Source organism: Nocardioides dubius, from assembly GCF_039528155.1.
Lineage (GTDB): Bacteria > Actinomycetota > Actinomycetes > Propionibacteriales > Nocardioidaceae > Nocardioides > Nocardioides dubius.
This window is the reverse complement of the sequence record NZ_BAAALG010000002.1, coordinates 69577-90361: the sequence shown is the minus strand read 5'-3', so window position 1 is coordinate 90361 and position 20785 is coordinate 69577. Positions and strand designations below refer to the sequence as shown.

Annotated in this window: 21 protein-coding genes; 10 read left to right on the top strand and 11 right to left on the bottom strand. The window is 70.8% G+C overall.

What is annotated here, in order from left to right; genetic code table 11:
* Positions 1-39: 39 nt before the first annotated feature.
* Positions 40-615 (top strand): dihydrofolate reductase family protein, encoded by a 576-nt coding sequence (locus tag ABD151_RS02285; RefSeq protein WP_343990911.1) that lies wholly within the window; start codon positions 40-42, stop codon positions 613-615.
* On the opposite strand, the gene ABD151_RS02280 is transcribed toward ABD151_RS02285, so the two are convergent.
* Positions 581-898, bottom strand: a complete 318-nt coding sequence (locus tag ABD151_RS02280) for a hypothetical protein (protein WP_343990909.1) — start codon at positions 896-898, stop codon at positions 581-583. The two genes, ABD151_RS02285 and ABD151_RS02280, sit on opposite strands and share 35 nt — an antisense overlap.
* Positions 899-1336: 438 nt before the next feature.
* Complete coding sequence (locus ABD151_RS02275) at positions 1337-1840, bottom strand: MarR family winged helix-turn-helix transcriptional regulator (RefSeq protein WP_343990907.1); 504 nt, start codon at positions 1838-1840, stop codon at positions 1337-1339.
* Positions 1841-1919: 79 nt separating this feature from the next.
* Between ABD151_RS02275 and ABD151_RS02270 the strand changes: the two genes are divergently transcribed.
* Together ABD151_RS02270 and ABD151_RS02265 are read left to right on the top strand one after the other, a co-directional pair.
* Positions 1920-3140 (top strand): amidohydrolase family protein, encoded by a 1221-nt coding sequence (locus tag ABD151_RS02270; RefSeq protein ID WP_343990905.1) that lies wholly within the window; start codon positions 1920-1922, stop codon positions 3138-3140.
* 12 nt (positions 3141-3152) lie between these two features.
* Positions 3153-4049 (top strand): amidohydrolase family protein, encoded by an 897-nt coding sequence (locus tag ABD151_RS02265; protein WP_343990903.1) that lies wholly within the window; start codon positions 3153-3155, stop codon positions 4047-4049.
* A 3-nt stretch (positions 4050-4052) separates the two neighbouring features.
* On the opposite strand, the gene ABD151_RS02260 is transcribed toward ABD151_RS02265, so the two are convergent.
* The 4 genes from ABD151_RS02260 to ABD151_RS02245 all read right to left on the bottom strand — a co-directional run bounded on the left by ABD151_RS02260 (position 4053) and on the right by ABD151_RS02245 (position 6259).
* Entirely contained in the window at positions 4053-4871 is an 819-nt protein-coding gene (locus ABD151_RS02260) for an alpha/beta hydrolase (protein ID WP_343990901.1), read from the bottom strand.
* Positions 4872-4894: 23 nt separating this feature from the next.
* A complete protein-coding gene (locus ABD151_RS02255) occupies positions 4895-5356 on the bottom strand; it encodes a VOC family protein (RefSeq protein ID WP_343990899.1) in 462 nt (153 codons plus the stop codon).
* Positions 5357-5396: 40 nt separating this feature from the next.
* Positions 5397-5804, bottom strand: a complete 408-nt coding sequence (locus tag ABD151_RS02250; protein ID WP_343990897.1) for a hypothetical protein — start codon at positions 5802-5804, stop codon at positions 5397-5399.
* 89 nt (positions 5805-5893) lie between these two features.
* On the bottom strand, positions 5894-6259 hold the full coding sequence (locus tag ABD151_RS02245; RefSeq protein ID WP_343990895.1) for a VOC family protein: 366 nt from the start codon (positions 6257-6259) through the stop codon (positions 5894-5896).
* Between the two features lie 103 nt (positions 6260-6362).
* Between ABD151_RS02245 and helR the strand changes: the two genes are divergently transcribed.
* Both helR and ABD151_RS02235 read left to right on the top strand, forming a co-directional pair.
* The gene (gene helR / locus ABD151_RS02240; RefSeq protein ID WP_343990893.1) at positions 6363-8528 is read left to right on the top strand and encodes an RNA polymerase recycling motor ATPase HelR; all 2166 of its coding nucleotides are present in this window, start codon (positions 6363-6365) and stop codon (positions 8526-8528) included.
* A gap of 10 nt (positions 8529-8538) precedes the next feature.
* Positions 8539-10251 (top strand): cation:proton antiporter, encoded by a 1713-nt coding sequence (locus ABD151_RS02235; protein WP_343990891.1) that lies wholly within the window; start codon positions 8539-8541, stop codon positions 10249-10251.
* Between the two features lie 12 nt (positions 10252-10263).
* Here ABD151_RS02235 and ABD151_RS02230 read toward each other — a convergent pair whose 3' ends face one another.
* Genes ABD151_RS02230 through ABD151_RS02215 form a run of 4 tightly spaced genes read right to left on the bottom strand, consistent with a single transcriptional unit; the run spans position 10264 to position 15076 of the window.
* Entirely contained in the window at positions 10264-12630 is a 2367-nt protein-coding gene (locus tag ABD151_RS02230; RefSeq protein ID WP_343990889.1) for an ATP-binding cassette domain-containing protein, read from the bottom strand.
* A 9-nt stretch (positions 12631-12639) separates the two neighbouring features.
* Positions 12640-13869 (bottom strand): MFS transporter, encoded by a 1230-nt coding sequence (locus ABD151_RS02225; RefSeq protein WP_343990887.1) that lies wholly within the window; start codon positions 13867-13869, stop codon positions 12640-12642.
* A 2-nt stretch (positions 13870-13871) separates the two neighbouring features.
* Positions 13872-14537, bottom strand: a complete 666-nt coding sequence (locus ABD151_RS02220; protein ID WP_343990885.1) for an SDR family NAD(P)-dependent oxidoreductase — start codon at positions 14535-14537, stop codon at positions 13872-13874.
* Positions 14534-15076: a hypothetical protein gene (locus ABD151_RS02215; RefSeq protein WP_343990883.1), complete on the bottom strand. Its 543-nt coding sequence runs from the start codon at positions 15074-15076 to the stop codon at positions 14534-14536. Before ABD151_RS02215 ends, ABD151_RS02220 begins: the two co-directional genes overlap by 4 nt.
* A gap of 208 nt (positions 15077-15284) precedes the next feature.
* Here ABD151_RS02215 and ABD151_RS02210 point away from each other — a divergent pair, with 208 nt between their 5' ends.
* Genes ABD151_RS02210 through ABD151_RS02195 form a run of 4 tightly spaced genes read left to right on the top strand, consistent with a single transcriptional unit; the run spans position 15285 to position 18167 of the window.
* Positions 15285-15680, top strand: coding sequence for a TOBE domain-containing protein (locus ABD151_RS02210; protein WP_343990881.1), 396 nt, complete (start codon positions 15285-15287; stop codon positions 15678-15680).
* A complete protein-coding gene (gene modA / locus ABD151_RS02205) occupies positions 15677-16414 on the top strand; it encodes a molybdate ABC transporter substrate-binding protein (protein WP_343990879.1) in 738 nt (245 codons plus the stop codon). The genes ABD151_RS02210 and modA overlap by 4 nt, the downstream gene beginning before the upstream one ends.
* Positions 16411-17202 carry an ABC transporter permease gene (locus ABD151_RS02200; RefSeq protein ID WP_343990877.1) on the top strand — a complete coding sequence of 264 codons (792 nt, stop codon included), beginning with the start codon at positions 16411-16413 and terminating at the stop codon, positions 17200-17202. The genes modA and ABD151_RS02200 overlap by 4 nt, the downstream gene beginning before the upstream one ends.
* On the top strand, positions 17199-18167 hold the full coding sequence (locus tag ABD151_RS02195; RefSeq protein ID WP_343990875.1) for a sulfate/molybdate ABC transporter ATP-binding protein: 969 nt from the start codon (positions 17199-17201) through the stop codon (positions 18165-18167). Before ABD151_RS02200 ends, ABD151_RS02195 begins: the two co-directional genes overlap by 4 nt.
* Here the strand turns inward: ABD151_RS02195 and ABD151_RS02190 are convergent.
* On the bottom strand, positions 18157-19173 hold the full coding sequence (locus tag ABD151_RS02190; protein WP_343990873.1) for a zinc-dependent alcohol dehydrogenase family protein: 1017 nt from the start codon (positions 19171-19173) through the stop codon (positions 18157-18159). The two genes, ABD151_RS02195 and ABD151_RS02190, sit on opposite strands and share 11 nt — an antisense overlap.
* 66 nt (positions 19174-19239) lie before the next feature.
* Here ABD151_RS02190 and ABD151_RS02185 point away from each other — a divergent pair, with 66 nt between their 5' ends.
* The gene (locus ABD151_RS02185) at positions 19240-20769 is read left to right on the top strand and encodes a helix-turn-helix domain-containing protein (RefSeq protein WP_343990871.1); all 1530 of its coding nucleotides are present in this window, start codon (positions 19240-19242) and stop codon (positions 20767-20769) included.
* The last annotated feature ends 16 nt before the right edge of the window (positions 20770-20785 follow it).

Below are 20785 nucleotides of genomic sequence, written 5' to 3'. Positions count from 1 at the left end.
GTCTGTACGCCCGATGACCACGCACAGGAGGCACCCCGCATGCGCAAGCTGACGTACGGAATGAACGTGAGCCTGGACGGCTACATCGCCGCGCCAGGCGACGACCTCGGCTGGAGCATCCCGGGCGACGAGCTCTTCCAGTACTGGTCGGATCGCGTGGGGGAGACCGAGCTCGCCCTCTACGGGCGCAAGGTGTGGGAGGGAATGAGCTCCCACTGGCCGACCGCCGACCAACAGCCCGGTGCGACGCCCGCTCACATCGCCTACGCCCAGCGGTGGCGGGCGATGCCGAAGGTTGTCTTCTCCTCGACGCTCACCGCGGTGGACTGGAACGCCCGCCTGGTCGCCACCGACGCCGTCACCGAGATCGCCCGGATCAAGGGGGAGGAGGGCGGACCGATCGACATCGTCGGCGCCACCCTGGCGGCGACGGCGATGCGGGCCGGCCTGATCGACGAGTACGTGCTGGTGACGCACCCGGTCCTGGTCGGCGGCGGCACGCCGTTCTTCACGGCGCTGGACAGCTGGGTGGAGCTGAGCCTCGTGGAGACCCGCGCCTTCCCGGACGGCGTTATGTTAACTAGATACGAGACCGTGCGCCCGACGACGGCATGAGGATCAGCACGAGGACGGCAAGGCTCGCCACCGTGATGACCAGCGGGAACAGGTAGTAGGCAGCGAACAGGCTCAACGCCGCGGCGATCAGCGACAGAGCACCGAGCGCCCACCGGGCCCATGCGTGGCCCCGGACCATCAACAGAGCTGCGACGTCCGCGAGTGCACCCAGGACGACGACGATCGCGCCCGCACCCAGGATCCACCACCGGGGGTTGTCGGCTCCGGAGCCGAAGACTTCCCACAGCGGCGCCCCGAGCACGACGAAGCCGATGGTCAGCAAGCCGGCAAGAGCAGCCGTTCCCGTCGCGACGATTCAGGTCGTCACCGCAGCCGCCATCACGGTCGGGGGAACGGGCGCCGGAGGCGCAGAGAGAGTTCGGTCATCAACGTCCAGCACGGTCAGATTCGATCACACCTAGCCGCCCCAGGTGGCCGAAGCGCATGATGGATGCATGCGGGAAGTTCTCGACGCACTTCAGATCGGCCTGCTCGTGGCGATCTCTGCCGCGTGCCTTGGAGCCGTCGTCACGAACTGGTGGGATGACTACAACTTCCGCAAGCACACGTGAGGGGAGGGTGATGCGCCTCCCTCGCCGGCACCCAGTCCGCGCAACTTGACATAATGTCAGTTATCGGCGATATCTGGAGACGAGCGACCGGAGCGCAGGTGTCGACCGGAAACCGGCACTTCGCTCAGAATCGCTCTCACAGAACCGCCCTAGTGCGCGTCGCCCGATTGCTGGTTCTCCGACCACGTGCGGGCGTCGGCGCTGTAGCGGATCAGGTAACGGGCGAACGCCGTGCGCTCGTCGGGCTGCCAGGCGGCGGTGATCTGGCGGAACACGTCACGTTGCTGGAGTGCGAACCGGCGGCGCTCGGCCTCGCCGGCGTCGGTGAGCTCCAGGATGCTGCGGCGGCCGTCCTCCTGCGACGCCGTCCGTCGCAGCAGGCCGTCGGCGATGCATCCGGCGACGCTGCGGCTCGCGACCGGCTGACTGACGCCCATCTGGGCCGCGACTCCCCCGACGGTGATCCGCCCCGAATCCTCGGCAACGATGTTGAGGATCAGGTTGCGGGTCAGATCGCTACGGCGGCTGACGGTCCGGCGTCGAAGGCCTGACAGCGCGATGCCCACGTCTTCGAGAAGAGCATCATCAGCCTCGTCCGGGGTAAGTGAAGGCTTGATCACCTCACCATCGTACGTGTGGCGCGCCTCACGCATATACATAGCACTAGGCATGTATATAGTGCAAGCGATGGATCTCCGCAATGGAGACCCGCACTCGACACGGAGGAACCACATGACCACCATCGTCGGCGCCCAGGTCTTCGACGGGAGCGACCTGATCGGCATCAGGAACGTCACCATTGCGGAGGGCCGGATCGTGCGCGTCAGCACCGATCCGGTGGACGACACGGACACCATCGACGGGACCGGAGCGACCCTGCTGCCGGGCCTGATCGACGCGCACGTCCACACCAACCGCGAGTCCCTCGCCCTCGCACTCCAGTTCGGCGTCACGACGGAGTTGGAGATGCAGGGCACCAACACCCAAGAGAACCGGGGGGCGATCAGCGACGACGACACCGTCGCCGACGTGCGCTCGGCCGGCTTCGGCATCACTCCCCCTGGCGGGCACCCCAGCGAGCTGTTCCCCGACGACTTCCGGCCCGGGCCGCCGCCCGGAGCCCGCCCGACCGGCCCGCCGCCGTTGATGCCCTTTTCCACCACGCCTGCGCAGGCCGCGGCCTTCATCCCCCAGCTCATCGAGCGTGGATCGGACTACATCAAGTTCATGGTGGACGACGGCACCGTCGAAGGGCATCCGGTGCCGATGCTCGACCAGGCCACCCTCAACGCCGGCGTCGCCGAGGCGAAGAGGCACGGCATCCTGACCGTTGCCCACGCCCTCACCCTGGACGCCACCCGGATGGCGATCGAGGCCGGCATCGACGGGCTGGTCCACCTGTTCATGGACGGCCCGCACAACGACGAGATCGTGGTACTGGCCAAGGAGGCCGGCGTCTTCTTCGTGCCCTGCGTCGTCCTGGACGCCTCGATGATGGGGATCACCGGAGGAGAGCTCGCCGACGATCCCCGGGTCGCAGCGAAGCTCGACGCCGACTGGGACGCCACCCTGCGCTCCAGCTTCAACCACTACCCGCAGGGGCGCATCGACGATGTGCTCGGCAGCGTGAAGGCGATGCACGACGCCGGCATCGACCTGCTCGTCGGCACGGACGTCTCGATGGCGCTGCCCTTCATGGGCGGACTCGCCCACGGCGCCAGCGTGCACCACGAACTCCAGTACCTGGTCCGGGCCGGCCTCAGCCCGGTCGAGGCCCTGCGCGCAGCGACGTCGACGACGGCACGCCGGTTCGGGCTCACCGACCGGGGCCGGATCGCCGAGGGTGCGCGCGCCGACCTGCTCCTGGTCGACGGCGACCCCACCACCACGATCAGCGACACCCTGAACATCCGCGGCGTGTGGCGGCGCGGCCAGCGCCTGGCCGCGGCCTGAGGACGACGCGGCATGACCGGGCACCGGATCGACGTGCACGCCCACTTCCCAATCGATCTGCGACGCGGTGTGGGAAGCGTAGAGCCGTGGGAGGCGTGGGACACCCCCGCCGCACTCCGACACCTGGACAGCTTCCAGATCGAGCGCCAGCTCCTCTCGATGCCGGTGCTCCCGGTCGGCCGCGTCGCGCGAGCCGTCAACGACAGGTTCGCCCAGATCATCAGCGAGGCACCCGACCGGTTCGGTGCGTTCGCCACCGTGCCCGGCGACGACGTCGACGCCGCACTGGCCGAGCTGCGGCGCGCGCTCGACGACCTGGGACTGGACGGACTCGGCCTGTGCAGCAACGTCGCCGGTCGCTACCTGGGAGATCCCTGGTTCGACCCGCTCCTGGCGGAGGCCGCGCGGCGTGGCGTGCCCGTCTTCGTGCACCCGGCACTGAACCCGGCCGCTGCGCCGCTGGCGCTGGGCCGTGCCCCGTTCCTCGTCGAGTACCCCCTCGACACCTTCCGCACCGTGGTGGACGCGGTCTATGCGGGGGTCTTCCGACGCCACCCCGGGCTCCGGATGATCGTGGCGCACTGTGGAGGCGCGCTCCCGGCCTTGGCCTGGCGGGTGTCCAGCCTGGCCGATCTGGCCGTCCCCTCGGCCGGCGGGCCGAGCCGCGAGGAGGTCCAGGACGCGCTCTCCCGGCTTTATCTGGACACGGCGCTCTCCGGTTCGCCCGAGGTGCTGCACGCGGCTTCCCGGCTGGTCGGAGCCGACCGGCTGCTCTACGGAACCGACAGCGGAGCCGCACCGGACGCCGTCATCGCAGCCAACGACGACGGCCTGGCGCGGGCAGGGTTCTCCGCCGAGGAGCGTGCGGGGGTCGAGCGACACAACGCGCAGGCGCTGTTCGGCCGCTGACGCTCACGAGGCGAGGTTGGCGCCGGCCCAGCGGAGCATCGGCATGGTCTGGCCGTTCCAATACTGCCGGGTGTGTCCGCCATCGCCGTACGACTCCACCTCAGCGGGCCGCGGCAGATGGGCAGCGACGTCCTTGGCGCCGTCGAGGAAGGCGTCGTCGTCACCGCACCAGATGCCGACCGGCACGTCAGCGAGCGGATCGAGGCCGCGGACCAGGTCGTCGCCCTCGTGCAGCGCCGGGCTGAACAACGCCAGAGCTCGCATCCAGTCCGGGTGCGTCTCGGCGAACGCCAAAGCGCCGTAGCCGCCACGGGACCAGCCCCACAGGCCGCGACGCTCGGCAGCGAAGCCCCGTTCTGCAAGCCAGCCCGGCAACTCGTCGGTGAGCATCCGGAACGGATCGACGACGCCGTCCGGCAGCCAGCCGTTCGGGCCGTCGTCGGTGCCGGCGAGCACCATAGGCAGGCCCTCCTGCGCGATCGCCGTGGCGAACTGTCCGAAGCCGAAGCCGGCGAAGTCGTCGACGCTCGCACTTGCGCCGTGGAGGACGACGAGCACGGGAAGGCCGGCGCCGTCGCCGAAGCCATCGGGCACCGCGGTGAACAATCGGACCTCGCCCATGGCCTCCGACGCCACCCTCTCGACCTGGATGAGACCGCTCGGCACGTCCGGGACGTACGGATCGGGGTTCAGCCCCAGCTCCTCCTTGATCCGGTACTTCACGCTGCCTGGTGCGGCCACCCAGCCACCGACGCCGACGGCTCCGGTCACAGCGACCGCGGCGCCACCGGTCAGCAGTGCGCGCCTACTGATCGACACCATCGATGACTCCCCCCGTTCCTTGCTCAGTCCAGACAGAACTCGTTGCCCTCCGGATCGGCCAGCACCAGGTGGCCGGCGTCCATCGGCGGTTGCGGCTCGTGGCGGGCGAGCACCGTGGCACCGAGCGCAGTGAGCCGCTCAGCCTCGGACACCAGCGCCGCCATCCGCTCCTCCCCTGCCAGGCCCGGCGCTGCCCGGACATCGAGGTGCACGCGATTCTTCGTGCTCTTCGACTCCGGCACCTGCTGGAAGAAGACGCGCGGGCCCACGCCCGCAGGGTCTTCGACCGCGGAGCGGGTGTTGCGCTGCTCGGGCGGCACGCCGATCTGGGCGAGGAAGCCGTCCCACGCCTCCAGGGGATCGGCGCCCTCAGCCAGCTCCACCCCGGGCGGGCCGGGAATCACGTAGTCGAGGGCGGCCGCCCAGAAGCGGGAGAGCCGGGCGGGGTCGTGGGCATCGATGGTGATCTGCACTGTTCGGGCCATGGCACCTGTCTAGCGCAACCTGCCGACACCAGCCAGGGGTTCAGCGGCGCGCGCCCACCCAGCACATGGCGCCGACCAAGGCGCCGAGAAGCCCGGAGGCGATGCTCGCCACCATCAACCGGTCGGTGTCGCCCTCCCCCTGCGGCACCCCGTCGAGGACGAGTTGCGCCAGGAAGGCAACGGCCGGCCCACCGAGCAGCCCGGCCAGCAGCGCCGCGAGGAGCCGAATCCCGGCGCGGGCCCACAACACGGCCGCTGCGGCAAGCAACGCGCAGCCGGCTGCGATCCCGACGACCACAGCAGCGAATGCCGCGAGATCCCCGTTGCTCGGCCGCGGCGTGCTCAGCACCGCGATGAAGCAGTAGACGGCGGTGATCGCCACTCCACCGATGATCCCAGCGCGCGCAGAGCGCAGATAGTCGTGCATCCAGGTGTTGACCGCAGGCATTGATGACCCCTGTCGTGGTCGCGTCGAGCCGCAACTCGAACGCTCCCTCCCCCGAAGCGCCTCGAGTCTAGGAGCAGAATGCCGACGCGTCAGCCGGTCTCGGTAGTTCCCTCGTAGAGACCGATGACGTTGCCGTCCGGGTCCTCGAAGGCTGCCCACCAACTGGTCTCCGAGATCGGGCTCTTCTCCATCGCCACCTTCCCGCCCTGAGCGACGGCGGTCTCCAGCGCGGCGTCGATCGAGTCGACCTCGACGTAGGAGCGCGGCTGGGTGAAGTCGACGCTGCGCGGGGCCAGCCCGCCGCCGCTGATCTCGTTGGGGGCCTGCCACATCGGGTACTCCTCGAACCCCGGTGGCGCGGCGATGCTCCAACCGAAGACTGCGCCGTAGAACGACTTGGCGCGGTCGAAGTCCGAGACCGGGAGGTCGATGTGCGTGATGTCGCCGTGTGCCATGACGGGCTCCTCTCCCTCTCCAAGGTATAGCCGACAGGGGGCCTTGCGGCAAGGCCCCCTTGCCGGGTCAGAATCCCGGCTCCGCACTGTGATTGGAGCCCCCGTGCCGCTTGGGACGACCACCGTATTCCGCCTCCCCGCCTCGCTGACCCACAAGAGCGACCCCGCCCGCACCCAGAACGACGAGCGACGCTTCGCCGCGATCGGCGCAGCACTTGAGCGCACCCGCGCCGAGCTCGCCAGCCAGCTCGACGCGGCACGCCGGGCCGGCACCAGCCGCGGCCAGGCGGCACTGGAGCGGGACGCCGAGGTGCGCCGGCTCAGCGCACGGCTGGGCGCCCTCAGCAGGTTCAGCCTCGACCTCTGCCTGGGCCGGATCGTGCCGGCCGACGGCGGCGCGCCGGTCTACGTCGGTCGCATCGGCCTCGCCGACACCGACGGCGAGCGGCTTCTGGTCGATTGGCGCACCGCAGCCGCGGAGCCTTTCTTCGCCGCCACCACCGCGGAGCCGCAGGGCATCGCGAGCCGCCGCCGCTACCGGTGGTCCCAGGGCCGCATCGTCGACTACTGGGACGAGGTGCTGACCCCGGGCACCGACACCACCGGGCTGGCACTGGACGAGGAGTCCGCCCTGCTCGCCAGTCTCGGTGCCAGCCGCTCACCGCAGATGCGCGACGTGCTCGCCACGCTCCAGGCCGACCAGAACGCGATCATCCGGGCCGGCTCGCGGGGAGCACTGGTGGTCGACGGCGGCCCGGGGACCGGCAAGACCGTCGTCGCCCTGCACCGGGCCGCGTACCTGCTGCATGCCGACCCGCACCTGGGCGCCGGGCGTGGTGGCGTCCTGGTGGTCGGGCCCCACCGGCCGTACCTCGACTATGTCGCCGACGTCCTCCCCCGGCTCGGCGAGGAGAGCGTGCAGACCTGCACCCTCGCCGACCTGGCCGGCCTCGGCGACCTGCCTGCAGAGCCGGACCCGGCGGTGGCGGCGCTCAAGTCGCGTGCGGAGATGGTGTCCGCGATCGAGCGCGCGGTCTCGATCTACGAGGAGCCGCCCACGCAGCGTCTCGAGGTGTCCACCGCCGAGTTCGACGTGGTGGTCACCCGCGCCGACTGGGCCCGCGCCTTCGGTGGAGCGGACCCGGCGCTCGGGCACAACGAGGCACGCGACGACGTTTGGCAGGCCCTGATCGACGACCTCCTGGCACAGCTTCCCGAGGACGCCGATCTCGACCCGGCCACCGCCCGGAGCGCGTTGATGCACGACCCCGAGCTGCGGGAGGCCTTCAGCCGGGCCTGGCCGATGATCGAGCCGACCGACCTGGTCGGCGACCTGTGGGAGGTTCCTGCCTACCTACGGCACTGCGCGCCGCACCTGAGCGAGGAGGAGATCCGCCTGCTGCGCCGGTCGGCACCGCATGCCTGGACCGCCGAGGACCGGCCGCTCCTCGACGCCGCCCGTCGCCGCCTCGGCGACCCTGAGCGCAGCGCGGCCGAGCGGCGGCGACGCCGGGAGCTGGCCGCTCGCACCGCGGAGATGGACGCCGTGGTCACCCACCTGCTGGAGGCTGACGACGACCCGGAGGACTCGATCATCATGCTGCGGGGCGCCGATCTGCGGGCCGCGCTGGACGACGATCCGGGGACTCAGCCGGCCGAGGGCGGACGGCTGGACGGACCCTTCGCGCACGTCATCGTGGACGAGGCCCAGGAGCTCACCGACGCGGAGTGGCAGATGCTGATCAGCCGTTGCCCGTCACGCTCCCTCACCATCGTCGGCGACCGCGCCCAGGCCCGCCACGGGTTCACCGAGTCCTGGCGGCAACGGCTGGAGCGGGTCGGCCTGCGGCAGATCCACGAGCGCGCGCTCGCCATCAACTACCGCACCCCTGCCGAGATCATGGACGTTGCGGCACCGGTCATCCGGGCGGAGCTCCCCGACGCCAACGTGCCGACCTCGATCCGCCGCGGCGCGCACCCGGTGCGCTGGGCCCAGCCCGCCGAGCGTGACAAGGTGCTCCGGACCTGGCTCGAGGCCAACGCGGACGGCGTGGCCTGTGTGATCGGCGACCCGTCGTTCACGACCCGGCCGCGGGTGGCGTCGCTGATCCCCGAGCAGTGCAAGGGCCTGGAGTTCGACCTGGTGGTGCTGCACCAGCCGTCGGGCTGGGGCACGGGGCTGACCGCAGCAGTGGACACCTATGTGGCGATGACCCGAGCGACCGACGAGCTGGTGATCCTGGAGCACCGTCCCACGGCCCGTCCGTAGACTCGCACCCGTGCTTCACGAGTACCTCTACATCGCCGGTGGTGGTCTCCTGATCGCGATCGTGGCGGCGGCGTTCTCCCGGCGTACCGGGGTCGCCGCGCCACTGCTGCTGATCGGGTTCGGCTGTGCCGCCAGCTTCCTGCCGGGCATGCCGGACATCCAAATCGAGCCCGAGCTGATCCTCTCCGGCGTGCTCCCGCCGCTGCTCTACGCCTCGGCGGTCCGGCTCCCGGTCCTCGACCTGCGGCGCAACCTGGGCCTGATCACCTGGCTGGCCATGGTGATCGTCGTGGTCGGTGCGCTCGGCGTCGGCTATGTGGTGCACCTGCTCTTCGGCGTGCCGCTTCCGTTGGCGATCGCGCTCGGCGCCGTGGTCAGCCCGACCGACGCGGTCGCCGCCACCGCGATCGGCAAGCGGCTCGGGCTGCCACCGCGGGTGATGACCGTGCTCGAGGGCGAGAGCCTGGTCAACGACGCCTCGGCTCTGGTGGTGCTGCGCACCGCGTTGGTGGCAGCCAGTGCCGGCACCTTCAGCATGGGCGAGGCGACCGCCAGCTTCGCCTGGGCCGTGGCCGGCGCGGTGCTGGTGGGCCTGGTGGTCGGGTGGGTCAACGTGCTGGTGCGCCAGCGCCTCGCCGATCCCGTGCTCAACACGTCGATCTCGTTCGCGGTCCCGTTCCTGGCGTTCATCCCTGCCGAGGAGGTGCACGCCTCCGGAGTACTCGCCGTGGTGGTGGCCGGGGTGATCACCGGGCACCAGTCCGGCAAGCGGTTCTCGGCCCGCGACCGCCAGGTCGAGCGCACCAACTGGGCGACGATCAACTTCCTGCTGGAGCAGGCGGTCTTCCTGCTGATGGGCTACGAGCTGCCGAGCCTGATCGAGCAGGCCCGGGGCGAGAGCTCCGACGCCAGGATCGCCACCATGGTGCTGGTCGTCTTCGGCCTGCTCGGCGTGCTGCGCTTCATCGGGGTGGCCGGTCCCCTGCTCATGGACCGGCGACGCCGACCGCACCGGGCCAAGCGGATGCGGAGCAGGATCGCCGCGGTCGAGGAGCGGTTGGAGGACCTCTCCCCCGCCACCACCCAGGAGCTGGACCGCCTCTCGATCGCCCGGCACCGGATCGCCCGGCACAGCGCCGACGTCGACTTCGCGATGCGCGAGCCCCTGACCGGGCGCGCCGGCCTGGTGCTGGCCTGGGCCGGGATGCGTGGCGTGGTCACGCTCGCCGCCGTGCAGACCCTGCCGCTGGACGCCGAGAACCGCGCCACGCTCGTCGTGGTCGCCGTGCTGGTGGCGGTCGCCACTCTGGTGGTCTTCGGTCTGACCCTGCCGTTCCTGATCCATGCGCTCGCCCTGGAGTCGGTCTCACCCGAGGACGAGCGCGACGAGTTCTTCGGGCTGATGAAGCAGCTGGCCGCCGCCACCACGGAGCAGCTCGGTCCGATGGAGCAGCTGGAGGTCGACGGCACCCCGCTCGAGCCGGAGCTGGTCGAGTCGCTCAAGCAGCGCTTCCTGCCGATCCTGCTGGGCCACATCCAGAGCCTGCGGCAGACCAAGCCCGGCCTGCGGGAGCGCTCACTGCTGATCCAGCACCTCTACCTCGACACGATGCGCGACATGCTGATGCAGGAGCGCTCGATCGGTGCCTACTCCAGCGCGGCCTATGCCCGTGCCGAGGCGCTGCTGGATCGCGAGGAGCAGCGCCTCAACGCCGGCATCTAGTGTCCGTGCCGGCTAGCCGACGTAGTCGGCGAGGTGCTGCCCGGTGAGGGTGGAGCGGGCCGCGACCAGGTCGGCCGGGGTGCCCTCGAAGACGACGGTGCCGCCGTCGTGGCCGGCACCCGGGCCGAGGTCGATGATCCAGTCGGCATGGGCCATCACGGCCTGGTGGTGCTCGATCACCACGACGGACTTGCCGGCGTCGACGAGCCGGTCGAGCAGGCCGAGCAGGTTCTCCACGTCCGCGAGGTGGAGACCGGTGGTCGGCTCGTCGAGCACGTAGACCTCGCCCTTCTCGCCCATCTGGGTGGCGAGCTTCAGGCGCTGCCGCTCGCCGCCGGAGAGCGTCGTCAGCGGCTGGCCGAGGCTGACGTAGCCCAGGCCCACGTCGACGAGGCGGAGCAGGATCTTGTGGGCGGCAGGGATCTTGGCCTCGCCCTCGGCGAAGAACCGCTCGGCCTCGGCGACCGGCATCGCGAGCACTTGGCTGATGTCCTTGCCGCCCAGGTGGTACTCGAGGACCGAGGCGGTGAACCGCTTGCCCTCGCACTCCTCGCAGACCACCGCGACGCCGGCCATCAGCGCCAGGTCGGTGTAGATCACCCCGGCGCCCTTGCAGGTGGCGCAGGCGCCCTCGGAGTTGGCGCTGAAGAGAGCCGGCTTGACCCCGTTGGCCTTGGCGAACGCCTTCCGAATCGGCTCCAGCAGCCCGGTATAGGTGGCGGGGTTGCTGCGCCGGGAGCCCTTGATCGCACTCTGGTCGACCACGACGACGTCGTCCCGCCTCGCCAGCGAGCCGTGGATCAGGGAGCTCTTCCCGGAGCCGGCGACGCCGGTCACCACGACCAGCACGCCGCTGGGCACGTCGACGTCGACGTCACGCAGGTTGTGGGTGGTGGCGCCGCGGATCTCCATCGCGCCAGTGGCGATCCGCACCTTCTCCTTCAGCCCGGCCTTGTCGTCGAGGTGCCGCCCGGTCACCGTCTGCGAGCCACGCAGCTGTTCGACGGTGCCCTCGAAGCAGATCGCTCCACCGGCCGCGCCCGCGCCCGGCCCGAGATCGACGACGTGGTCGGCGATCGCGATGGTCTCCGGCTTGTGCTCCACCACGAGCACCGTGTTGCCCTTGTCGCGCAGCTGCAGCAGCAGCTCGTTCATCCGTTGGATGTCGTGCGGGTGCAGGCCCACGGTCGGCTCGTCGAAGACGTAGGTGACGTCGGTGAGCGAGGAGCCCAGGTGCCGGATCATCTTCACCCGCTGTGCCTCACCGCCGGACAGCGAGCCGGAGGCGCGGTCCAGGCTGAGGTAGCCCAGGCCGATGCTGACGAACGACTCCAGCGTCTCGCGCAGGGTGACCAGCAACGGAGCCACCGTCGGCTCGTCGAGCCCCCGCACCCAGGCCGCCAGGTCGCTGATCTGCATCGCGCAGGCGTCGGCGATGCTGATCCCGGCGATCTTCGAGGAGCGGGCGCCCTCGCTGAGCCGGGTGCCGGCGCAGTCGGGGCAGGTGTCGAAGCGGATCGCGCGGTCCACGAAGGCCCGGATGTGCGGCTGCATCGCCTCCCGATCCTTCGACAGGAACGACTTCTGGATCTGTGGGATCAGGCCGAGGTAGGTGAGGTTGATCCCCTCGACCTTGATCTTGGTGGCCGGCTTGTGGAGGAGGTCGGACATCTCCTTCTTGGTGTACTTCTTCAACGGCTTGTCGGGATCGAACCAGCCACACCCGCGGAAGATCCGGCCGTACCAGCCATCCATGCTGTAGCCGGGGATGGTGAGCGCGCCCTCGTTGAGGGACTTCTCCTCGTCGAACAGCGCGGAGAGCTCGAACTCGCTGACCTTGCCGGTGCCCTCACACCGTGCGCACATGCCGCCGACGATGGAGAACGTCTTCTTCTCACGGGTGGTCTCGGTGCCCTTCTGCACGGTCACCGCACCGGCCCCGGAGACCGAGGCGACGTTGAACGAGTAGGCCTGCGGCGAGCCGATGTGCGGGTCGCCGAGCCTGCTGAAGAGGATCCGCAGCAAGGCGTTCGCATCGGTCACCGTGCCGACCGTGGAGCGGATGTTGGCGCCGAGGCGCTCCTGGTCGACGATGATCGCTGTGGTCAAGCCGTCCAGCAGGTCCACGTCCGGGCGTGCCAGCGTCGGCATGAACCCCTGTACGAAGGTCGAGTACGTCTCGTTGATCATCCGCTGCGACTCGGCGGCGATGGTGCCGAAGACCAGCGAGCTCTTGCCGGAGCCGGAGACCCCCGTGAAGACCGTGAGCCGCCGCTTCGGCAGCACCACGCTCACGTTCTTGAGGTTGTTCTCCCGGGCACCGTCGACCCGGATCAGATCGTGGCTGTCGGCGGGGTGCGGAGCGTCGGCGGAGGGCATGCGCCAACCCTAGTGGTGGGTGGCCTGCCGTGCCGCGCGGATCGTGCGCACCAGGAGGACGAAGGCAGCCACCTGGCAGACGCCGATCACCGCGATCAGCAGCTCGCGGTGCTCCTGGTGCAGCCCGCCGGCCAACGCACCGCCGGCGAGTGCCGCGACGCCCATCGCGGCGGCGAAGACGCCGTACGCGGTGCCGAGCTGCTGCTTCGGGACCAGGTCCGCGACCAGCGCCTTGACGGTGGAGTCCTGGACACCGGTGGCCACCGCCCAGGCGACCATCCCGACCAGCAGCACCGCGAGCTGGTCGGTGAAGACCAGGAACGGCACCAGCGCAACCGCGACCGGCACCACGTAGAGGACCCGGGCGCCGATCCGGTCGTAGGCCTGCCCGGTGAGCAGTGCGGCGACGGCCGCGACCGCCATCGCGCCCGCGTAGACCAGCGGCGTGGCCGCGGCGGAGAAGAGTCCCTCCTCGACGAACGCGTAGGAGATGACGCCGAACGTCATCAGCCCGAGAGTGGAGAGCGCGCAGGCGAGCGAGAACTGGTGGAAGGTCCGCGGCAGTGGTTCCCGTCCAGGCGCCACCGAGGCTGCTCCACCCTGCGGAGCCGGCTCGACGATCTGGCGCTCCTCCACCGGCATCCGGCGTCGCAGCCGTGCGAGCAGCACCAGGGAGAGCGCGCCCGGGATCGCCAGCAACGCCAGCGCCAGCCACATCCGTCCGGTGAGTGCCACGACGCCGGCGATGACCAGCGGGCCGCTGAAGGCCCCGACCTGGTCGAGCGCCTTGTGCACGCCGAAGCCACGGCCACGCCCGACCGGCTTGGTCATCGAGGCCAGCAACGCCGACTTGGACGGCGAGCGCACGGCCTTCCCGGTGCGCTCGGCCAGGATCAGCACACTCGCCACCGCGAGGCCCGCCCCGCCCACGAACGGGGCCACCGCGAGCAGCGGGACGCAGACCGCGGTCATCGCGTAGCCGAGGATGGTCAGCCGCCAGTGCGCGCCGGTCCGGTCGGCCAGCCGGCCGCTGACCAGACGCAGCACCAGGGCCATCGCCTCGCCGGCACCGGTGACCAGGCCCACGACAAGCGCCGAGGCGCCCAGCGCCCCGAGATAGGGCCCCGAGATGGACCGCATCCCCTCGTAGACCATGTCGGCGAACAGGGAGACGAAGCCGAAGGCCCAGATCGTGCGCCACGGCGTCCACCCACCACGGGCAGGCGTCGCGGTGCTCATGCTCAGTTGGCGGGCTCGCCGTGATAGCCGACCTGAGCCTGCCACTCACCCGTGGGGTGCACCGCGTGCCACATGAAGTCGGCGATCGGCGGCGGCGAGAACGGGCCCTCCTTGGCGAGCACGCCGTTGATCTGGACCGCGACCGCGCGCACGCCGCGCTCGGCCAGCGTGCCGTCGATGCTGGTCACCAGGTTGCGCACGGCGGCCTTCTGCACGCCGAGCGAGGGAGCCATGGTGGCAGGAGTGTCGGCCGCCGCGCTGCCGGTCACCAGCACGCGGGCGCCGTCGGCGAAGAAGGGGACGGCCGCCTGCACGGCCGGCAGCAGGGCACCGACGCCGAAGGCGACGTCCTCCAACAGCTCCGGCACGGTGAGGGTGAGCACGTCATGGGCGCGCCAGGCACTGGGGTTGAAGTGCAGCAGGTCGATCCGGCCCAGCCGCTCGCCGATGCCGGCGACGACGGTACGCACCGACTCCGGGTCGAGCAGGTCGACCGCAGCGCCCTCGGCGGTGAACCCCTCGGCCTGCAGCGTCTCGGCGAGCGGCTGCATCCACTCGAGCGTCTCCCCGAGCAGGACCGCCCGGTAGCCCTCGCGGCACCAACGACGCGCAACGGAGAGACCGAGCCCGGGGCCCGCACCAAGGATCACCACAACCGGAGAAGTCATGACCGCAAACTAGCGCTCCCGTCGCGGTGATCGTGCGGCAGGTCACGTCGACGGGCACGCAGCCACCCGAGCAGGGCGACCACGAAGGTGCCCAGCAACAACACGCTCAGCCACACGGCGGCGTGGTAGAGCCCCCACTCGGCCAGGTTCCAGTCGTCGTGCTCCGCCGGCTGGTTCCAGGCGGTCGCGTGCCACCCGAAGCCCAGCGCCGCCGGTCCGGCGACCAGTGCGGTGCCCAACCAGGCCGGCGCGACCACACGGCACCGTTGCGCCACGGACAGGTAGATGGCGAGCAGCACCGCGGTCCCGGCGAAGCCGACGAAGAACAGCAAGCTGCTCTGCTCGGTGGTGATCCCATGCGGGCGGCCGCCGCAGCGGCCGCCGTCCCCGGTGTACCCGAGGGCAGCCGCCCGGTCCGGATCGAGGACGGCGAGCCGCAGGCCGTCCCAGTAGAAGCCCAGCTCCGCTCCGCCTGCGCATGCGCACGCCACCAGCAGCGCGCCCAGGGCGCCTACTCCGATCAGAGCCCCGCGGGGCACCGGACGCGGGGTCGCTGGCGTCGCCTCATCCATCGCGTGCCACTCCCCCCGTCATGCGGTGGGTCCCCCGACACCCCGCAGGGTCATTCTGCGCGGCCCCGGAGGTTTTGCGAAGCACGACGACGTGCCCCGGCAGCAAGGATCCCCACTATCGGGTAGGCATCCGCCTGACTAGGAAAGTTGCATTTGCGCGTCTAGAATCCATTTCGTGCCGCAATTGCGAATCTCTGAAGCAGCCGCCCACCTCGGCGTCAGCGCCGACACCCTCCGTCGCTGGATCGACAGGGGAACGCTCACCGCCCACCACGACGACTCCGGCCGGCTCTGCGTGGACGGCCACGAGGTCGCCCTCGCCGCACGTGCGCACTACGCGCCGGTCGCCCCGGCCGAGGGACACCGGAGCTCGGCACGCAACCGGATGGTCGGCCTGGTCACCCAGATCACCCGGGACACCGTGATGGCCCAGGTCGAGATCCAGTGCGGCCCACACCGGATCGTCTCGCTGATGAGCTCGGAGTCCGTCGACGACCTCGGCCTGGAGCCGGGCTCGGTCGCGGTGGCCACGATCAAGTCCACCAACGTGATCGTGGAGGTCGAGCAGTGAGCCTCCTGCGAGTCCTCCCGCTGGTCCTGATCGCGGCCCTGCTCGCCGGCTGCGGCTCGGACGACGACGGCAACACCACCCTGCAGGTCTTCGCCGCCGCCTCCCTGCGCGGCTCCTTCGAGGAGATCGCCGACGCCTTCGAGGACCAGCACGATGACGTCGACGTGCGGCTCAACTTCGCCGGCTCCTCCGAGCTGACCCTGCAGATCTCCGAGGGTGCCGACGCCGACGTGCTGGCCACTGCCGACGAGCCGACGATGGCCAAGGTCGCCGACCTGCTCGGGGCACCGGCCACGCTCTTCGCCAGCAACACCCTGCGGATCGTCGTCCCGGCCGGCAACCCGGACCAGGTCACCGGGCTCGCCGACCTGGCGGGGCTCGACCTGGTCGTCTGCGCGCCCCAGGTGCCCTGCGGTGCGGCCTCGACGCGGGTCGCGCAGGCGGCAGGGATCACTCTGTCGCCGGTCAGCGAGGAGCTCAACGTGACCGAGGTGCTGAGCAAGGTGACCAGCGGCCAGGCCGACGCTGGCCTCGTCTATCTCACCGATGTGATGGCAGCCGGTGACGCGGTCGAGGGCCTCGACTTCCCGGAGTCCGCCGACGCCGTCAACCACTACCCGATCGCCCGGCTCGACGACTCCGCCGACGCCGAGCTGGCCGGCGAGTTCGTCGCCTTCGTCGCGGGCGCCGACGGCCAGGCGATCCTGCGCGAGGCGGGCTTCGCCGCGCCGTGACAGCGGAGCCCGGCACCGCCCTCCCCCGCTGGATCTGGCTCCCTGCGGCGCTCGGGGCAGCCGTCGTGGCGCTTCCCCTCGCCGCCCTGGTCGGGAAGGTCGAGTGGGCGCAGTTCTGGACCCTGATCAGCTCCGACTCGTCACAGGCTGCGCTGCTGCTCAGCCTGCGCACCGCGGCGATCAGCACCCTGCTCTGCCTGGTGCTCGGCATCCCGATGGCACTGATCCTGGCCCGGCGTCCGTTTCCGGGCAGCGGCCTGGTGCGGGCGGTCGTCCTGCTGCCTCTGGTGCTGCCTCCCGTCGTCGGCGGGCTCGCGCTGCTGCACACCTTCGGTCGCCGCGGCCTGCTCGGCGACTCCCTGGAGGTGCTCGGCATGGACATCGCCTTCAGCACCGCAGCAGTGGTCCTCGCCCAGACCTTCGTCGCCCTGCCCTTCCTGGTGATCAGCCTCGAGGGCGCGTTGCGGATCGCCGGGCAGCGCTACGAGAGCGTCGCCGCCTCGCTGGGCGCCTCACCCTCCCGGGTGCTGTGGCGGGTCACCCTGCCGCTGGCGCTGCCGAGCCTGCTGTCGGGCACCGTGCTGGCCTTCGCCCGGGCGCTGGGCGAGTTCGGTGCCACGATCACCTTCGCGGGCAGCCTGGAGGGCGTGACCCGCACCCTCCCCCTGGAGATCTACCTGCAGCGCGAGGTCGACCCGGATGCGGCGATCGCGCTCTCCCTGGTGCTGGTCGTGGTCGCCGCTGCGGTGATGACCCTCACCCACCGCCGGACGCGGGTGCTGCGATGAGCCTGGAGATCGACGTCGCCCTCAGCAGCCGTGGGCTGGCGGCGCGGCTGGCGGTCGCGCCGGGCGAGACGCTCGCCGTGCTCGGCCCCAACGGCTCCGGCAAGTCGACCCTGCTCGGCCTCGTGGCCGGCACGCTCCGGCCCAGCGACGGGACGCTCCGCCTCGGCTCGACGACCCTCAGCGCGGCGGGCAGCCGTGGCGCCGTCTGGGTGCCGCCGCACCGGCGCCGGATCGCACTGCTGGCCCAGGATCCCTGTCTCTTCCCGCATCTCGACGTGGCCGACAACGTCGCGTTCGGCCCGCGCAGCGCGCGCCGGACTCGTCGCGCGGCCCGAGCGCAGGCCCTCACCTGGCTGGACCGGGTAGGCGCCACCCAGCTCGCGGCGCGCCGTCCCGGCACGCTCTCCGGCGGCCAGGCGCAGCGCGTCGCCCTGGCCCGTGCGCTCGCTGCTGAGCCGGAGGTGCTTCTGCTCGACGAGCCGTTCGCCGCTCTCGACGTCGACGCAACGCCCGCGCTGCGCACGCTGCTGCACCAGGTGCTGGCCGACGTCACCACCCTTGTCGTCACGCACGACCTGATCGACGCCGTCGTGCTGGCCGATCAGATCGCGGTGCTCGATGCGGGCCGGGTCGCCGAGACCGGTCCGGCCAACGTCCTGCTCGCGCGCCCCCAGACCCAGGCCGCGGCCCGTGCGGTCGGCCTGAACCTGGTCACCACCGGCGGCCGGCATCAGGCGTTCCGGCCCAGCGCCGTGCGTCTCGAGCGGCGGGCGGTCGACGGCGCGTTGGCGGCCCGCGTCGACGCCATCGAACCCCACGGGGACTACGTCCGGGTGCGTTGCGGGGAGCTCCTGGCCGACCTTGCGCCGGCCGACCTGGGCCCGACGACACCGGGCGACCAGGTCTGGCTCAGCGTGCCGCCGGGAAGCGTGCAGAGCTATCCGGAGCAGACGCTCACGGCGTGAGCATCACCTTGATCGCCCGGCGCTCGTCCATCGCGGCGTAGCCCTCCGCGACCTGCTCGAGTGGCAGCGAGAGGTCGAAGACCCGTCCCGGGTCGATGGCACCGCTCAAGACCCGCTGCAGCAGGTCGGGGAGGTAGGCACGCACCGGTGCCATGCCACCAGCGATGCCGACATTGCGGCTGAACATCGCGTTCACCGGCAGCTGCACCCCGTGCGGCACGCCGACATAGCCCACGGTGGCACCCGGCCGGGCGACCTTGAGGGCGGTGCGCATCGACTCATCGGTGCCGACGCACTCCAGCACCGCATCGGCGCCCACGCCGTCGGTCAGCTCGGCTACGGCGTCGGCCGCCTGCTTGCCACGCTCGGCCACCACGTGGGTGGCGCCGAAGGCGGTGGCGATCCGCTGCCGGGGCTCGTGACGCGACAGCGCGATGATCCGCTCGGCACCCAGCTGGGCCGCGGCCAGCACGCCGCACAGGCCGACCGCGCCGTCGCCGACGACGACCACCGTGTCGCCGGGCTTCACCCGGGCGGATGCCGCCGCATGCCAGCCGGTCGGCATCACGTCGGAGAGCGCGAGCAGCGAGGGGTACAGGCCGGAGTCCGGCACGCCGGGCACCTTCACCAGCGTGCCGTCGGCCTGGTTCACGAGCACGAACTCGCCCTGGCCGGAGACCGTGAAGCCCAGGTTCTCGCAGACCGACTGCATGCCGACGCGGCAGTGCGGGCAGGTGTTGTCGCAGTGGTCGAACGGGACCACCACGAAGTCGCCGATGGCGATGTCCCGGACGCTGGCGCCGATCTCAACCACCTCGCCGATGCACTCGTGGCCGATCGTGTTGCCGACAGTGATCGGGTTCTCGCCGCGGTAGGGCCACAGGTCCGAGCCGCAGATGCATCCGGCGACGACCCGCACGATGGCGTCGGTGTCACGGCGTAGGCTGGGGTTCGGCACCTCGCTGAGGCGGATGTCTCGGGTGCCGTGGATGGTGGTGGCGCGCATGCTGCGCATCCTCGCATGCGGCGCGCCGGTTGGCCCCTATCTCATATGTGAGTTACCTTCGACGGCATGACGCAGGACTATCTCGGTCGGATCGGCAACCTCATCCGCGACGCACGCAAGCACCGCGGCCTGACCCAGCAACAGCTGGCGAATCTGCTGGGCACCAGCCAGTCGGCCGTCACCCGGATCGAGAAGGGTCACCAGAACCTCTCCCTGGAGATGCTGGCACGGATCGGCAGCGCGCTGGACTCCGAGATCGTCGCCCTCGGCGCCGGTGGCCCCACCCACCTGCGGGTGACCGGACCGACGACGCTGTCCGGCACGATCGACGTGAAGTCCTCCAAGAACGCCGGCGTCGCCCTGCTCTGCGCCAGCCTGCTCAACAAGGGCCGCACGACCCTGCGCAAGGTGGCCCGGATCGAAGAGGTCAACCGCCTGCTGGAGGTGCTGGGCAGCATCGGCGTGCAGACCCGCTGGCTCAACGACGCCAACGACCTCGAGATCGTCCCGCCGGCGGTGCTGGACCTCGGCAACATCGACGAGGAGGCCGCGCGCCGGACCCGGTCGATCATCATGTTCCTCGGCCCGCTGCTGCACCGCGAGGAGGTCTTCGACCTGCCCTACGCCGGTGGCTGCAACCTGGGCGACCGGACGGTCCAGCCGCACATGGCCGCGCTGCGCCCGTTCGGCCTCGACGTCAAGGCCACCGAGGGCAGCTACCACGCACGGGTCAACCGGGCGATGGAGCCCGGACGCCCGATCGTGCTCACCGAGCGTGGCGACACGGTCACCGAGAACGCGCTGATGGCCGCCGCCCTGCACCCGGGCACCACGGTGATCCGCAACGCCTCCTCCAACTACATGGTCCAGGACCTCTGCTTCTACCTGCAGAAGCTCGGCGTCAGCGTCCAGGGCATCGGCAGCACCACGCTGACCGTCACCGGGCTGAGCGAGATCGACGTCGACGTCGACTACGCGCCCAGCGAGGACCCGATCGAGGCGATGTCGCTGCTCGCCGCCGCGATCGTGACCAAGTCCGAGATCACCATCCGCCGGGTGCCGATCGAGTTCCTCGAGATCGAGCTGGCCACCTTGGAGGAGATGGGCTTCGACTACCGCCGCTCCGAGGAGTACCCGGCCGAGAACGGGCAGACCCGCCTGGTCGACCTGACCACGCTGCCCTCGGACCTGCACGCGCCGCTGGACAAGATCCATCCGCTGCCCTTCCCCGGCCTGAACATCGACAACCTGCCGTTCTTCGCGGTGATCGCCGCCGTCGCCGAGGGCCAGACCCTGTTGCACGACTGGGTCTACGAGAACCGGGCCATCTACCTGACCGAGCTCAACAAGCTCGGCGGCCAGGTGAAGCTGCTCGACCCGCACCGGGTGCTGGTCGAGGGCCCGACCCGCTTCTCCGGGACCGAGATCGTCTGCCCGCCGGCGCTGCGCCCGGCCGTCGTGATCCTGCTGGCCATGCTCGCCGCCAAGGGCACGTCGGTGCTCCGGTCGACCTACGTGATCCACCGGGGCTACGAGGACCTGGCCGAGCGCCTCAACGAGCTCGGCGCCAACATCGTGACCTTCCGCGACATCTGAGCCGCGGAAGGCCCCA